The organism is Acidaminobacterium chupaoyuni (assembly GCF_047936785.1).
Lineage (GTDB): Bacteria > Bacillota > Clostridia > Oscillospirales > Butyricicoccaceae > Acidaminobacterium > Acidaminobacterium chupaoyuni.
Genome location: NZ_CP176394.1, coordinates 1596211 through 1610572, shown reverse-complemented (window position 1 = coordinate 1610572; position 14362 = coordinate 1596211). Strand labels below are relative to the sequence as shown.

General features: G+C 47.7%; 10 protein-coding genes and 1 riboswitch. Of the genes, 6 read left to right on the top strand and 4 right to left on the bottom strand.

Annotated features, from left to right (window positions below; translation table 11 throughout):
• Positions 1-3 precede the first annotated feature (3 nt).
• From ACJA3I_RS07710 to ACJA3I_RS07685, 6 genes are all read left to right on the top strand, one after another.
• The gene (locus tag ACJA3I_RS07710) at positions 4-1719 is read left to right on the top strand and encodes an ABC transporter ATP-binding protein (protein ID WP_458862030.1); all 1716 of its coding nucleotides are present in this window, start codon (positions 4-6) and stop codon (positions 1717-1719) included.
• Positions 1709-3448: an ABC transporter ATP-binding protein gene (locus tag ACJA3I_RS07705; protein WP_458862029.1), complete on the top strand. Its 1740-nt coding sequence runs from the start codon at positions 1709-1711 to the stop codon at positions 3446-3448. The genes ACJA3I_RS07710 and ACJA3I_RS07705 overlap by 11 nt, the downstream gene beginning before the upstream one ends.
• Positions 3449-3619: 171 nt before the next feature.
• Positions 3620-5002 (top strand): glycine--tRNA ligase, encoded by a 1383-nt coding sequence (locus ACJA3I_RS07700; protein WP_458862028.1) that lies wholly within the window; start codon positions 3620-3622, stop codon positions 5000-5002.
• Between the two features lie 59 nt (positions 5003-5061).
• A complete protein-coding gene (locus ACJA3I_RS07695; RefSeq protein ID WP_458862027.1) occupies positions 5062-6120 on the top strand; it encodes a tartrate dehydrogenase in 1059 nt (352 codons plus the stop codon).
• A gap of 79 nt (positions 6121-6199) precedes the next feature.
• A riboswitch (FMN riboswitch) is annotated at positions 6200-6347 on the top strand.
• A gap of 96 nt (positions 6348-6443) precedes the next feature.
• A complete protein-coding gene (locus tag ACJA3I_RS07690; RefSeq protein WP_458862026.1) occupies positions 6444-7043 on the top strand; it encodes an ECF transporter S component in 600 nt (199 codons plus the stop codon).
• Positions 7044-7250: 207 nt separating this feature from the next.
• Positions 7251-8417 carry a pyridoxal phosphate-dependent aminotransferase gene (locus ACJA3I_RS07685; protein WP_458862025.1) on the top strand — a complete coding sequence of 389 codons (1167 nt, stop codon included), beginning with the start codon at positions 7251-7253 and terminating at the stop codon, positions 8415-8417.
• Positions 8418-8545: 128 nt separating this feature from the next.
• Here ACJA3I_RS07685 and metK read toward each other — a convergent pair whose 3' ends face one another.
• The 4 genes from metK to recN form a co-directional block, all read right to left on the bottom strand.
• A complete protein-coding gene (gene metK, locus ACJA3I_RS07680) occupies positions 8546-9721 on the bottom strand; it encodes a methionine adenosyltransferase (protein ID WP_458862024.1) in 1176 nt (391 codons plus the stop codon).
• Positions 9722-10154: 433 nt separating this feature from the next.
• Entirely contained in the window at positions 10155-11567 is a 1413-nt protein-coding gene (gene pepV, locus ACJA3I_RS07675; protein WP_458862023.1) for a dipeptidase PepV, read from the bottom strand.
• A gap of 72 nt (positions 11568-11639) precedes the next feature.
• Positions 11640-12575, bottom strand: a complete 936-nt coding sequence (gene fba, locus ACJA3I_RS07670; protein ID WP_458862022.1) for a class II fructose-1,6-bisphosphate aldolase — start codon at positions 12573-12575, stop codon at positions 11640-11642.
• Between the two features lie 36 nt (positions 12576-12611).
• The gene (recN, locus tag ACJA3I_RS07665; RefSeq protein WP_458862021.1) at positions 12612-14360 is read right to left on the bottom strand and encodes a DNA repair protein RecN; all 1749 of its coding nucleotides are present in this window, start codon (positions 14358-14360) and stop codon (positions 12612-12614) included.
• Between the last annotated feature and the right edge of the window lie 2 nt (positions 14361-14362).

Sequence of the window (14362 nt, the reverse complement as noted above, 5' to 3'; positions counted from 1 at the left end):
GCTATGAAGCGTATCTTATCCTATATTAAACCTCATCTTGCCACAATGTCGCTGGGGTTTGCATTCAAATTTATCGGCACGATCATGGACCTGCTGATCCCCTGGGTTTTGGCGCATATCATCGACGATGTGATCCCCCAAGAAAAGCTTTCGTTGGTTTATCTTTGGGGCGGCGGAATGCTGATATTTTCGGCAGGCGCATGGATCACCAATATTTTGGCGAACCGCATGGCTTCCAAGGTGGCGCGGGAATCTGTTCGTGCGATGCGCCATGATCTTTTTGAGCGCATTTCCTATCTTTCCAGCAATCAGATCGACCGATTTACCATTCCTTCGCTGATTTCGCGCATGACCACCGATACTTACAATATTCACCAGATGATCGGCATGATGCAGCGTATGGGCGTTCGCGCCCCTATTTTATTGTTGGGCGGCATCTGCATCACCTTAACCTTAGACCCTGTGCTGACTCTGGCGTTGATCATTACCCTGCCCTTCATGGGAGGCACGGTTTATTATATTTCTCGGCGCGGCGTTCCGCTGTTTCGCAAAATGCAGGTGGCTGCCGATGAACTGGTTCGCGTTGTCAGAGAAAATATCAGCGGCACGCGCGTTGTAAAAGCCCTTTCAAAAGGCGATTTTGAAAAACAGCGTTTTGAAAAAACCAACGCCAATATGACACGCTGCGAGCAAAAAGCCACGATGAACATGGCGCTTGTAAAGCCGTTTATGAACCTGATCTTGAATTTCGGGCTGATTTTGGTCATTCTTATCGGCGCCTTTCGCGTGAACGCGGGAACCTCGCAAGTGGGAAAGATCATGGCGTTTTTAACTTATTTCACCGTGATTTTAAACGCTATGCTTTCAATCACCCGGGTCATCACCATGTATTCGAAGGCCAGCGCTTCGGCAAACCGCATTACGGAAGTGTTGAACACCGTTCCCGATCAAGAGATCATGCTTGATTCGAAAACGCAGGATGAAGATCATATCTGTTTTCACGATGTTTCGTTTTCTTATAATCACAAAGAAGATAACTTATCTCATATCAGCTTTTCTTTGAAAAAGGGTGAAACCTTAGGCATTATCGGGCCTACCGGCGCCGGAAAATCAACGATTTTAGCGCTTTTGCTTCGGTTTTATGATGCCACCGAGGGCACGATCACCATCAATGGGCGCGATATTCGTTCCTATGACCTGCATTCTCTTCGCGGCCGCTTCGGTGTGGTTTTTCAAAACGACACGCTGTTTGAAGGAAACATCGAACAGAATATTCTGTTGGGGCGCGCTTTTTCGGAAAAAGAGGTGCGCGAGGCCGCAGCCAGTTCTCAAGCGCTGGAATTTATTGAGGATCATCGCGATTTTCAAAGCGAGGTGGCCATCAAAGGCGCCAACCTGAGCGGCGGCCAAAAGCAGCGCCTGCTGATCGCCCGCGCGCTGCTGGGGCACCCTGAAATCCTGATCCTGGATGATTCTTCAAGCGCATTGGATTATAAAACGGATGCCGCTCTTCGAGCACAGCTGAGAACCATGTTCCGGAACACCACCACCATTATTGTGGCTCAGCGCATCAGCTCGATCCGCCACGCCGATCATATCCTCGTGCTGGAAGACGGCAAAATTCTGGGATATGGAACACATGAAGAATTGATGCGCTCCTGTGAGTTATACCATGAAATCAGCAAAATGCAGATGGGAGAAGAAAGCGATGAAAAATAAAAAAGCTACCATCCTCAGGCTTCTGCGTTATATGCTGCGCTTCAAATGGCTTTTCCTTTTCGCGCTGATCTTGACTTTTGCCGCCAATTTCTTGGGGCTGATGGGGCCTTTGCTATCCGGTTATGCCATCGATGCCATTCATTTAGGGGCAGGAAAAGTCGATTTCCAAAGCGTTTACCGTTATTGCGGCTACTTGGCCGTGTTCTATTTTCTCTCTTCCCTGCTCACCTATTTTCTTTCGGTTCTGATGATCGTCATCGGCCGCAGGGTCACTTATCAAATGAGAGATGATATCTTTCAAAAGATTCTTTCTTTGCCCGTGGGCTTTTTCGATACCCACCAAACCGGCGATATTCTAAGCCGCATTTCTTATGATGTCGATCAGATTAACGCTTCCCTTTCCACAGATCTGATTCAGATTTTGGCCAGCATTATCACTGTTGTGGGTTCACTTGTGATGATGCTGCGCATTTCACCGGTGTTGGTTTTGGTTTTTGCGGTCACGGTTCCGCTTTCCATTCTTATCACGCGGCATATCACTTCACGCACAAAGCCGCTGTTTCGCAAGCGTTCGCGCAAGATCGGTGAACTCAACGGATTCGTTGAAGAAAACATTTCCGGGCAAAAAACACTGAAAGCTTATTGCCGTGAAGAATATACCGTTGGCCGATTTGACACGATCAATGGTGAAACGGTAGATGCTTATTATGACGCGGAATATTACAGCAGCCGCGTAGGGCCTTCCGTCAACTTTATTAATAACCTTTCGCTTTCCCTTATCAGCATTTTCGGTGCTGTTCTTTTCATGCACGGTTCTTTGACGGTGGGCAATATCTCTTCTTTTGTGCTTTACTCACGCAAATTCTCGGGGCCTATCAATGAAATTGCCAATATCATCGGTGAATTGCAATCAGCTCTTTCCGCCGCGGAACGCGTATTTCGCATGCTTGATGAAGAACCCGAAAAGGCGGATGCGGAAAACGCCGAGATCCTGGAAAATGTTTGCGGCAAGGTCGATCTTACGCATGTCAGCTTTGGTTATACACCCGATAAGATCATTTTGCATGATTTAAGTGTCGCTGTAAAGCCCGGCAGCTTAATTGCTGTTGTTGGCCCCACCGGTGCCGGCAAAACCACCCTGATCAATCTTCTGATGCGATTCTATGATGTCGATAAAGGCTCTATCACGGTGGATGACCATTCGATTTATGAAGTGACACGGCGAAGCCTGAGATTGGCTTATGCCATGGTTTTGCAGGATACCTGGCTGTTTCATGGCACGATCTATGAAAACATCGCCTATGGCAAAAAAAACGCCACCCGTGACGAAGTGATCGCCGCGGCGAAGGCGGCGCATATCGATTCTTATATCCGCCATTTGCCCGATGGATATGATACTCTGCTGACCGATGACGGAACCAATATTTCAAAAGGGCAAAAGCAACTGATGACCATTGCGCGCGCTATGCTTTTAGATGCGAAGATGCTGATTCTGGATGAAGCGACCTCTAATGTAGACACGCAAACAGAACAAAAAATTCAAAAGGCCATGCGGTCGCTGATGAAGGATAAAACCTGCTTTGTGGTGGCGCATCGCCTTTCCACCATTCAAAATGCCGATTTGATTTTGGTGGTTCGCGACGGCAATGTGGTGGAAAGCGGCAATCATCAGCAGTTATTGGATAAAAAAGGCTTTTACAGCGAGCTTTATCACGCCCAATTTGAATAATTGCGCTTTCCATTTATTTTATAGCGTGTTATAATGAATAAGCTGGAGTTTTATAGAATTTGCCGGGTTTTCTGTTCTGCATCGTTCTTGCTGTTTTACAGAACCTGCCTTTTTTGCTTCGGCTCAATATGACGCATAAGCCATATGCGTAAATAAAGGAGAACAAAAAACATGGATCATTCTGAAAAAACAATGGATAAGGTCGTAAATCTTTGCAAAAGCCGCGGCTATGTTTACCCGGGCAGCGAAATTTACGGCGGCCTTTCAAACACATGGGATTATGGTCCTTTAGGCGTAGAACTGAAAAATAATGTGAAAAAAGCCTGGTGGAAACATTTCGTGCAGCAGGCTCCCTATAATGTCGGTCTGGATTGCGCGATTCTGATGAATCCGCAGGTATGGGTCGCTTCGGGCCATGTGGGTGGTTTTTCCGATCCTCTGATGGATTGCAAATCCTGCCGTACCCGCCATCGTGCCGACACACTGATCGAAGATTTCTGCGGCCATGAACCGGATGACATGAGTTTCCCCGCCATGGAAGCTTATATTAAAGAAAACGGCATCAAATGCCCCAATTGCGGCAGCACCGATTTCACCAATATCCGCAGCTTCAACCTGATGTTCAAAACCTTCCTTGGCATCACAGAAGATAGCAAATCCGAACTTTATCTGCGCCCCGAAACGGCACAGGGCATTTTCGTGAACTTTAAAAATGTGCAGCGCACCACCCGCAAAAAGCTTCCCTTCGGCATCGGCCAGATCGGCAAAGCATTCCGCAACGAGATCACCCCGGGCAATTTCACTTTCCGCACCCGCGAATTCGAACAGATGGAACTGGAATTTTTCTGCAAACCCGGCACAGAACTGGATTGGTTCCAATATTGGAAAACAAACTGCATGAGCTTTTTACAGGCGCTGGGGCTTCAGGAAAACAACCTGCGCTACCGCGACCATGAAAAAGAAAAGCTTTCCCATTATTCCAACGCCACCACTGATATTGAATATCTCTTCCCCTTCGGCTGGGGCGAACTTTGGGGCATTGCTTCGCGCACCGATTTTGACTTGAAAGCCCATCAAACCGCTTCCGGCGAAAATATGGAATATTTTGATGCGGAAACCAATGAACATTATATTCCCTATTGTGTGGAACCTTCTGTCGGCGTAGACCGTGTGGTGCTGGCCGCGCTTTCCGATGCTTATGACGAAGAAATCGTAGATGCCGAAAAGAATGATTCGCGCGTTGTGCTGCATCTGCATCCCGCGCTTGCGCCTTATAAATGCGCCATTCTTCCCCTTTCAAAAAAACTTGCCCAGCCCGCAAGTGAGATCTATGCGCAGCTTGCTTCCGAATTCATGTGCGATTATGATGAAGCGGGTTCCATTGGCAAACGCTATCGCCGCCAGGATGAGATCGGCACGCCTTTCTGCGTAACGGTCGATTTTGAAACCGCTGAAGACGGCTGTGTGACCGTTCGTGACAGAGACACCATGGAACAGATTCGCCTCCCTATCAGTGAGTTGAAAGCTTATATCGCCGAAAAATTGAGTTTCTAACGAAATGCGTGTGGGAGTATCTTCCACACGCATTCATTTTTATAAAGGAGATCGACAAAATGAAAAACTATAAGATTGCCGTTATTGCCGGGGATGGGATCGGCCCGGAAGTGATCGAGCAAGGTATTCGCGTTCTGGAACAGGCCGCGGCGCAGGATGGCGGCTTTTCTTTTGAGTTTACGCGATTTCCCTGGGGCTGTGAATATTATTTAAAAACAGGCAGAATGATGCCCGAAGATGGAATGGAGCAGCTTGCGGGCTTTGACGCCATTTATCTGGGCGCTGTGGGCGCGCCGGGTGTGCCCGATCATGTTTCGCTTTGGGATCTTCTGTTGAAAATCAGAAAAGGGTTTGACCAATATGTCAATCTGCGCCCGGTGAAGCTGCTGGATGGCGCCCCCTGCCCCTTGAAAGATGTTGACCGCAAAGATATCGATATGATCGTTGTTCGCGAAAACAGCGAAGGCGAATATGCGGGCGCAGGCGACTGGCTGTTCAAAGGCCGTGAAGACGAAGTGGTTTTGCAGACCGGCGTTTTTTCACGCAAGGGCTGTGAACGCGTGATCCGCTATGCTTTTGAGCTGGCAAAGAGCAAAGGCAAATCGGTCACCAATATCACCAAAAGCAACGCGCTGAATTATTCCATGGTTTTCTGGGATCAGATTTTTGCCGAGGTTTCAAAAGAATACCCCACAGTGCCCACCCACGCCTATTTGGTGGATGCAGCCAGCATGTTTTTTGTTAAAGACCCTGCTCGCTTTGAAGTGGTGGTCACTTCAAATCTGTTCGGCGATATTTTAACGGATCTGGGCGCCGCGATTTCGGGCGGCATGGGCCTTGCCGCCGGGGCCAATTTGAACCCCGAAAGAAAATATCCTTCGATGTTCGAACCGATCCATGGCAGCGCGCCGGATATCGCGGGCAAAGGTCTGGCAAATCCGCTGGCTTCCATCTGGTCGGCTGCGCAAATGCTTGAATTCTTTGGCTATCCTCAGTGGTCTGACCGCATTATCTCGGCGATCGAGCGTGTTCTGGTTGAAAAAAACGCGCTGACGCCCGATTTGGGCGGTCACGCCGCAACTGCGCAGGTGACAGACGCCGTTTTGAAAGTTCTTTAAAAGACGGTTGACAAACAGTGAGCCTTGTTGTATTCTTATCACGGTAAGAAAATACAAATTTGCAGTTTATGCAAACAAATAGATTCTTCAGGGCAGGGTGAAATTCCCTACCGGTGGTAAAAGCCCACGAGCCTTTTTGGCATGATTCGGTGTAATTCCGAAGCCGACAGTGAAAACCTTTCGCTTATGCGAAATGTGGTTTACAGTCTGGATGAAAGAAGATCAAACACGCGGATAATTTCCCATGTGCGAATTTTTGCAGCCCTGTTTTTTGCAGGGCTGCTTTTTGTTTTCTTCCTATTTTGAAAGGAGGATTCTATAAAATGAACGAATCCAGAAAAAGCAACATCCATAAAATGGCCAAAATCGCCATTTTGGCAGCCATCGCCGTCATTATCATGCTGTTCGAAATTCCCCTGCCCTTTGCCCCTGCTTTTTACAAAATCGATTTAAGCGAAGTGGTCGTTCTGCTGGGCAGTTTCGCCATGGGCCCTGTTGCGGGAATTTTGATCGAGGCGCTTAAAATCCTGCTGAACTTGTTGCTGAACGGAACCGATACGGCAGGGATTGGCGAGCTTGCGAATTTCCTGATCGGATTATCATTTGTTTTGCCCGCGGCCGCCTTCTATTTTAGAAAGAAAACGCTGAAGCATGCTGTTTTGGGCATGGTGATGGGAACATTGATTATGACACTGGTGGGCACCGCCATGAACTATTATCTGCTGATCCCGGCTTATTCCCATTTCTACGGAATGCCTATCGATGCTTTGATCGGCATGGGCACCGCCGTAAACAGCCATATCGTCGATTTAAAAACACTGGTATTCTTCGCAACAGCGCCCTTTAACCTTGTGAAAGGCTTTGTTTCTTCTCTTCTGGTGCTGCTGACCTATAAAAAGCTCTCGCCGATTTTGCATAAATAATCGCAGAGAAGTTAATAATTACTTTTTTCAATAAAGAGAAAGCAAGAAAAGATTATGTTTCTTGTTTTCTCTTATTTTTTATTATTTTATTGTTGCAAAAAAGAAAAGTTTGGTGGTATACTAAGTTATCGATGAAGTATGAAAATTCTTTAATCTTTTAATGTGAATTTTTTGACATTATTATATTTTCTTTATGGAGGTAAACTTATGGATTATTCCAAAATTGTTCCGCAGAGAGTCTCTTCGTTAAAACCCTCCGGCATCCGCAAATTTTTTGATGTTGCGGCAACGATGAAAGATGTGGTTTCACTGGGCGTTGGTGAACCCGATTTTCCCACCCCTGAACATATCCGCATGGCCGGCATCAAATGTCTGGCTGATGGCCTTACCGCTTATACCGCAAACTACGGCTTGATTGAATTGCGCCGCGGCATTGCTTCTTATCTTGAAAACCGGTTTGATCTTTCCTATAACCCCGATGATGAAGTTCTGGTCACTGTTGGCGGAAGTGAAGCGATCGATCTTTGCATGAGCGCTTTCTTAGATACCGACGACGAAGTATTGGTGCCCGAGCCTGCGTTTGTGAGCTATGCCCCTCTGGCCATTGCTCAGCATGCAAAAGCGGTTCCTGTGGTCACCCGTGAAGAAGATTCCTTCAAACTGACACCCGCCGCTTTGAAGGCCGCTATCACGCCCAAAACCAAGCTGCTGGTTTTCTCTTATCCGAATAATCCCACCGGCGCGATCATGACCCGCGAAGAAATGGTGGAAATTGCCGAGGTATTGAAAGACACCAATATTGTGGTGATCTCTGATGAGATCTATGCGGAACTTACTTATGGCCGCAGCCATGTTTCCATTGCCTCCCTGCCTGGCATGCGCGAGCGCACTGTTTTGGTCAGCGGTTTTTCAAAAGCATTCTCGATGACGGGCTGGCGCTTGGGCTATTGCGCCGCGCCGAAGGAACTTATGACTTCTTTGGGCCGCCTGCATCAATACAAACTGATGTGCGCTTCGGGTATTTCTCAGCGCGCGGGCATCGAGGCCATTACAAAAGGCATTCCCGATATTGAATATATGCGCGATAAATTCAATGAACGCCGCTTGTATCTGCATAAGGCGCTGACGGATTTAGGTTTTGATTGTTTTATGCCGGAAGGCGCGTTCTATATCTTCCCCAGCATTCGCCGTTTTTCCGATAGCTGTGAAGATTTCTGCAACGATCTGCTGCAGCAGCAGCGCGTGGCCGTTGTGCCCGGCAATGCTTTTGGCGATTGCGGTGAAGGCCATATCCGCATTTCCTATGCCTATTCTTTAGAGAATTTGAAAAAGGCCGTGGATCGCATCGAGAAATATTTAGACAGCAAACGCTAAACAATATTCCATATAAAACAAAAAGCCTTTATCGTTAATGATAAAGGCTTTTCTTTATGGAGAAATCAACAAAACCCGCCGGAAAATCTTCCGGCGGGTTTTTCAATCGATATTCTTCAGCTGGAGTCTTAGGCTAAATATTTTTTCAAATCTTCCGCGCGATCGGTTTTTTCCCACTTGACATCCAGATCGGTTCTGCCCATATGGCCATAAGCGGCAAGCTGACGATAGATCGGTTTGCGCAGATCCAACATACGGATGATGGCGGTGGGGCGCAGATCAAATTCTTTTTCAACGATTTTTTCGATCTGTTCATCGGCGATCTTGCCGGTTCCGAAAGTATCAACCATGATGCTGACAGGATGGGCAACACCGATGGCATATGCCAGCTGCACTTCGCACTTGCGCGCCAAACCCGCGGCAACAATATTCTTGGCCACATATCTGGCCGCATATGCTGCGCTGCGATCGACCTTGGTGGGGTCTTTGCCCGAAAAAGCGCCGCCGCCATGCCGAGCCATTCCGCCATAGGTATCTACAATGATTTTGCGGCCTGTCAAGCCACTGTCGCCCTGCGGGCCGCCGATCACAAACCGGCCTGTGGGGTTCACATAAATTTTTGTGTTATCATCCATCATTGCACTGTCAACGATAGGATCGATCACATATTTTTTCAAATCGGAACGAATCTGTTCCAAGGCAACGGTTTCTGCATGCTGCGTCGAAATAACGATGGTTTCCAACCGTGTGGGGCGGTCATCCACATATTCAACGGTGACCTGAGTTTTGCCATCGGGGCGCAGATAATCCAAGATTCCTTCTTTGCGCACCTGTGCCAAACGCTTGGCCAAACGGTGAGCCAAGCTAATGGGCAAAGGCATCAGTTCGGGGGTCTCATCACAAGCATAGCCGAACATCATGCCCTGGTCGCCGGCTCCGTTGTTTTCTTCGGCGTTTTCTGTTCTGGTTTCCAAAGCTGCGTTTACACCCATGGCAATATCGCCGCTTTGTTCATCGATAGAAGTCATAATGGCGCAGGTCTGGCCGTCGAAACCATATTTTGCGCGATCATAGCCGATATCCAGCACAACGCTGCGCGCGATATGCGGAATATCTACATAACAGCTGGTCGAGATTTCTCCCATGACCATGACCATACCGGTCGTGCAGCAGGTTTCACAGGCAACGCGGGCCTGAGGATCCTGCTCTAAAATGGCATCCAAAACAGCATCCGAAATTTGATCGCAGATTTTATCGGGATGCCCTTCTGTGACGGATTCCGAGGTGAAAAATTGTTTGTTCATGTTGGCGTTCTCCTTTTCTTTCTCTATAAAGAAAACAGCTGTGCCGTTTTCTTTTCTTTCGCAATCGTGAATGGCGAAAGAAGATTGCTTTTTATATTGCATAACAACATAAAGCATTTCACTGCTCGATTTTAAAATAGCGCAAAAATCGAGCGGAAGCTGCCTGTGTTTTTTCATATAAAAAGCCGAATCATTCTATGTTGAGGGACGCCCACGACAAGCATGAGCACATATTGTGTTTATTGTATCACGAGTCTTTCAAACATTCAATGGCAAAAGCATTTGTTATTTGCCCAAAATATTTTAAAAACCACAAGTTTCGCTGGTCGATTAAGGCCTAAAATCTTCTGAATGCGCGGCATTTTTGCAAAAAGCGGCAATCATCCTGTGATGAATGCCGCTTTTTAAGAAAATCTGTTTTATAAATTTTTTGTTAAGCGCAAAGTTTGATAATCGCTTCTGCGAACATTTTGGCGCTGAGCAAAAGCTGATCGATATTCACAAATTCATCCGCGCCATGTTCATGGTTGTCTTCTTCGGGGAAACCGCAGCCAAACGCTACGCCGCCTTCAATATGATGCACATAAGTGCCGCCGCCGATGGCAATGCACTCCCCTTTTCTGCCGGTATATTCTTCATAGATCTGCAGCAGAGTTTTCACAAGAGGCGAATCGGCATCTGTATGATGCGGCGGGTTCATCGCGGTGGTATCTAAGTGGATGCCGCATTTTGCAAGCTTGGCTTCCACCACTTTAGACATATTCTGCTCATTGGCGCAAATCGGAGTTCTGCTGTCGATTTTGCCGCTGATCGAAGTGAGGTCCATTTTGAAAATGCCGATATTCAGCGTTAAAACACCGGAGACATCATCTTGTTGGGCAACGCCGATGGATTTTCCGTAATAGTCGCCATAAGGGAACAGCGCCGCAAAATTCTTTAGCGCTCTGAAAGAAGCGCTGTCGGCCAAAGGCAGGCCCGCAATAAGTTCGGCCAGTGCCTGCGCCGCGTTTTTGCCTTTTTCGGGCATGGATGCATGCGCGCCTTCTCCCAGCGCATCAATACGAAGTTTGCCGTTTTCTTCTGTAATAGTGAATAAAACGCCGGATTTTTCGGCAAATGCCTTGCAATGTTCAGCAACCAGAGATTTTTCCAGGCCTTCCAGCAATGCGGTGCCTTCACGCGGCACAATATTGCCGGTCGTTCCGCTTTCCAAAGAAATCAGGCGCGGCAAAGCGGTTTCTTCCGCCCATTCGGCGTGGAAAGTGCTGTGCAGCCCGCCTTTTTCAATGTTGATCACCGGATACCATGCATCGGGCGAAAAAGACATCGGGGGCGCTTTTTCAATGCTGAAATAATGCTTTAAGTCGCTGCTGCCCCGTTCTTCATCGGTTCCCAAAAGCAGACGCACATTTTTATGAAGCGTGATGCCCAGTTCTTTCACAGCCATCATGGCATAAAGCGCTGCGATAGCGGGGCCTTTATCATCGGATGTGCCGCGGCCGTAAAGGCGGTTTTCGATCATCACCGGTTCATAAGGCTTGGTCACCTGCCAGCCTGTGCCTTCGGGCACAACATCCAGATGCGCCAAAATGGCCAGCTGTGTGGGTTCTTCGCAAAAATCAACGGCGCCCACATAGTGATCGTAATCTTTCACGGCAAACCCCTTTTCTTCTGCCATTTTCAAAGCTTCTTCCAAAGCTTTTGCAGCAGTTTTGCCATAAGGCTTGCCGGGCAGCGGGTCGGCCCCTACGCTGGGGATCTTCACAAGGCGGCAGATATCTTCGATCATCTGCTGACGATTTTTTTCAAAAAACAGTTCTAATTTTTCTTTATATTCCTGTGCCATATTTTCATTTCTCCTGTTCTTTTAAAAATCAAACCGGGAGCAGCGGTCGTCACTCCCGGTTTGTGATATTTTTTACAGTGTGTTGGAAGAACCCAGCACATCGCGGATTTTATGGCGAACGATCTCGGTGATGCTGTTTCGGCCGTCTGCCAGATATTGGCGGGGGTCAAAATGATCGGGATGTTCATATAAATGTTTGCGCACGGAAGCTGTCATGGCCAGACGCAGATCAGAATCAATATTGATCTTGCAGACTGCCATCTCCGAAGCCTTGCGCAGCATTTCTTCGGGAATTCCAATGGCATCGGGCATTTTTCCGCCAAATTCATTGACCATTCTTACATATTCCTGCGGAACCGAAGAAGATCCATGCAAAACAATGGGGAACCCGGGCAGACGGCGGGCAACTTCTTCTAAGATATCAAAACGAAGGCGCGGCTTCTGACCCGGTTTGAATTTATAAGCGCCGTGGCTTGTGCCAATGGCGATGGCCAGAGAATCAACCCCTGTTTTGGTGACGAATTCTTCCACTTCACCGGGGTTTGTAAACTGGGCGTCTTCATCGGTCACATGAACATCATCTTCAATGCCGGCCAGCTTGCCCAGCTCGCCTTCAACGGTGACGCCGTGGGCATGGGCATATTCCACCACTTTTTTGGTGATCTCAATGTTTTCTTCAAAACTGTATTTGCTGCCGTCGATCATGACAGAAGAAAACCCGCCGTCGATGCAGCTTTTGCAGATATCAAAGTTTTCGCCGTGATCCAGATGCAGCGCGATCGGCAGGCCTGTTTCGGCAATAGCGGCCTCGACCAGCTTGACCAGATAAGTATGCTTGGCATATTTGCGCGCGCCGGCAGAAACCTGAAGGATGACAGGCGAATTCTCAAGTTTTGCGGCTTCTGTGATCCCCTGGATGATTTCCATGTTGTTCACATTGAAGGCGCCGATGGCATATCCGCCTTGATAGGCTTTTTCAAACATTTCTTTTGTTGTAACCAGTGGCATAATAAAATCCCTCCGTTTTCGTTTTGCAATCTCAGTTTAACAAGATTTACCGTTTAAATCAATCGGTATTCCCATGGATTCTCGCTGCTTTTCTTGAAATTCTTTGGCAATATGCAAAATTTCGCTGGCATTATTTAAAGTTTGTTCCGTAATATTCATCCCCGCCGTCATGCGGGCAATTTCGCGGATCCTTCCATCCAACAGAAGCAATTGGATCTCGGTGGTGGTTTTTCCGCCGCTGACCTGTTTTTCGATCAGATATTGATGTTCGCCCAAAGCCGCGATCTGCGGCAGATGCGTTACACACAAAACCTGTTTGTGAAGCGCCAGCATAAATAATTTTTCACCCACACGGTTCGCCGCATGGCCGCTGACACCGGTATCGATTTCATCAAAAATCAGAGTATCGATAGGGTCGCTTTGCGCCAGAATGCTTTTGATGGCCAACATGATGCGCGAAAGTTCACCGCCGGAAGCAATTTTAGAAAGCGGTTTCAATTCTTCACCGGGGTTGGTCGTCAGCAAAAACGCCACCTGATCCGTTCCCCGCCGCGTGAATTTGATATGACCTTCTGCCGCGGTGCTTGCAATGGCAACATGAAATTTCGCATGAGGCATATCCAGCTGGCGCAGCTGATCTTCAATGGCTTTTTCAAGGCGAAGCCCCGTTTCATGTCTTGCCTGATGCAGCGATGAAGAAAGCCGCTGCACCTCGTTTCTCTTTTGAGAATAGGCTGTCTGTAATTCTTCAATATCGTTTTCAGCGTGATTGAAATGCTCCAGTTCCTCTGAAACTTCATCAAAAAGCTTTAATAAGCCGTCTTCATCGGTATGATATTTCTGGGTAAGCCGTGTCAGAAGATCTAAGCGCTGTTCAACTTCTTCCTGCTCCTGCTGTGAAAATTCCATTGATTCCGATAACGAAAACAGATCTTGTTCCAAATCGCCGGCCAATGTCAGAAGTTCCCCGGTTCGAAGGGCATAATCACCGCATTGCTGCTGGAAGTTTTTCACGCTCAGCAAAGCATCTTCGCCGCTTTTCAATAACCCCAAAATTCCTGCGGTTTCATCATTTCCCGCAAAAACAAGCCTTGCCTGAGCAATGGCAGAGGTGATTTTTTCGGCATGGGCCAGCTGTGCTCTTCTTGCCAAAAGTTCTTCCATTTCGCCGCGGCGAAGCTTCGAGCTTTCCAGTTCCTGCTTTTGAAATGTCAAGAAATCTGCTTTTTTGCTCAACTCTTCTTTTTTTGTCAAGGTCTTTTTCAGTTCTTTGCTCATTTGCAAAAGCTGCTGATAGGCCTTGTAATATTGATCCATTATCGTTTGGTAATCACCGAAATTATCAAGATAATCAATATGGGCGTTTTCATCCAGCAGCCGCATGCCGTCATTCTGGCCGTGGATGGTGATCAGGTTTGCGCCGATCGCCTTTAAAATGCTCACCGATACCGGCTTGCCATTGATTCGGCAGCTGCTGCGGCCATCCGCTGAAAACTCTCGGAATAAAAGCAGTTCGCCGTTTTCATCACAGGGATAGCCGTAAGAAGCCGCGCATTGGGCGGCCTCGGCCGAAAGCGCGCAAAACTGCGCAAGGATCAGCGCTTTCTTTTCGCCGTGGCGAATCAGATCGCGGCTGGTTCTTGCGCCCAAAACGGCATAAAGCGCATCGATCATGATCGATTTGCCTGCGCCGGTTTCGCCCGTCATCACCGTGAAGCCGTTTTGAAACTCGATATCTGTTTTTTCAATAATGGCTACATTTTCAATATGCAGAGTTTTCAACATAG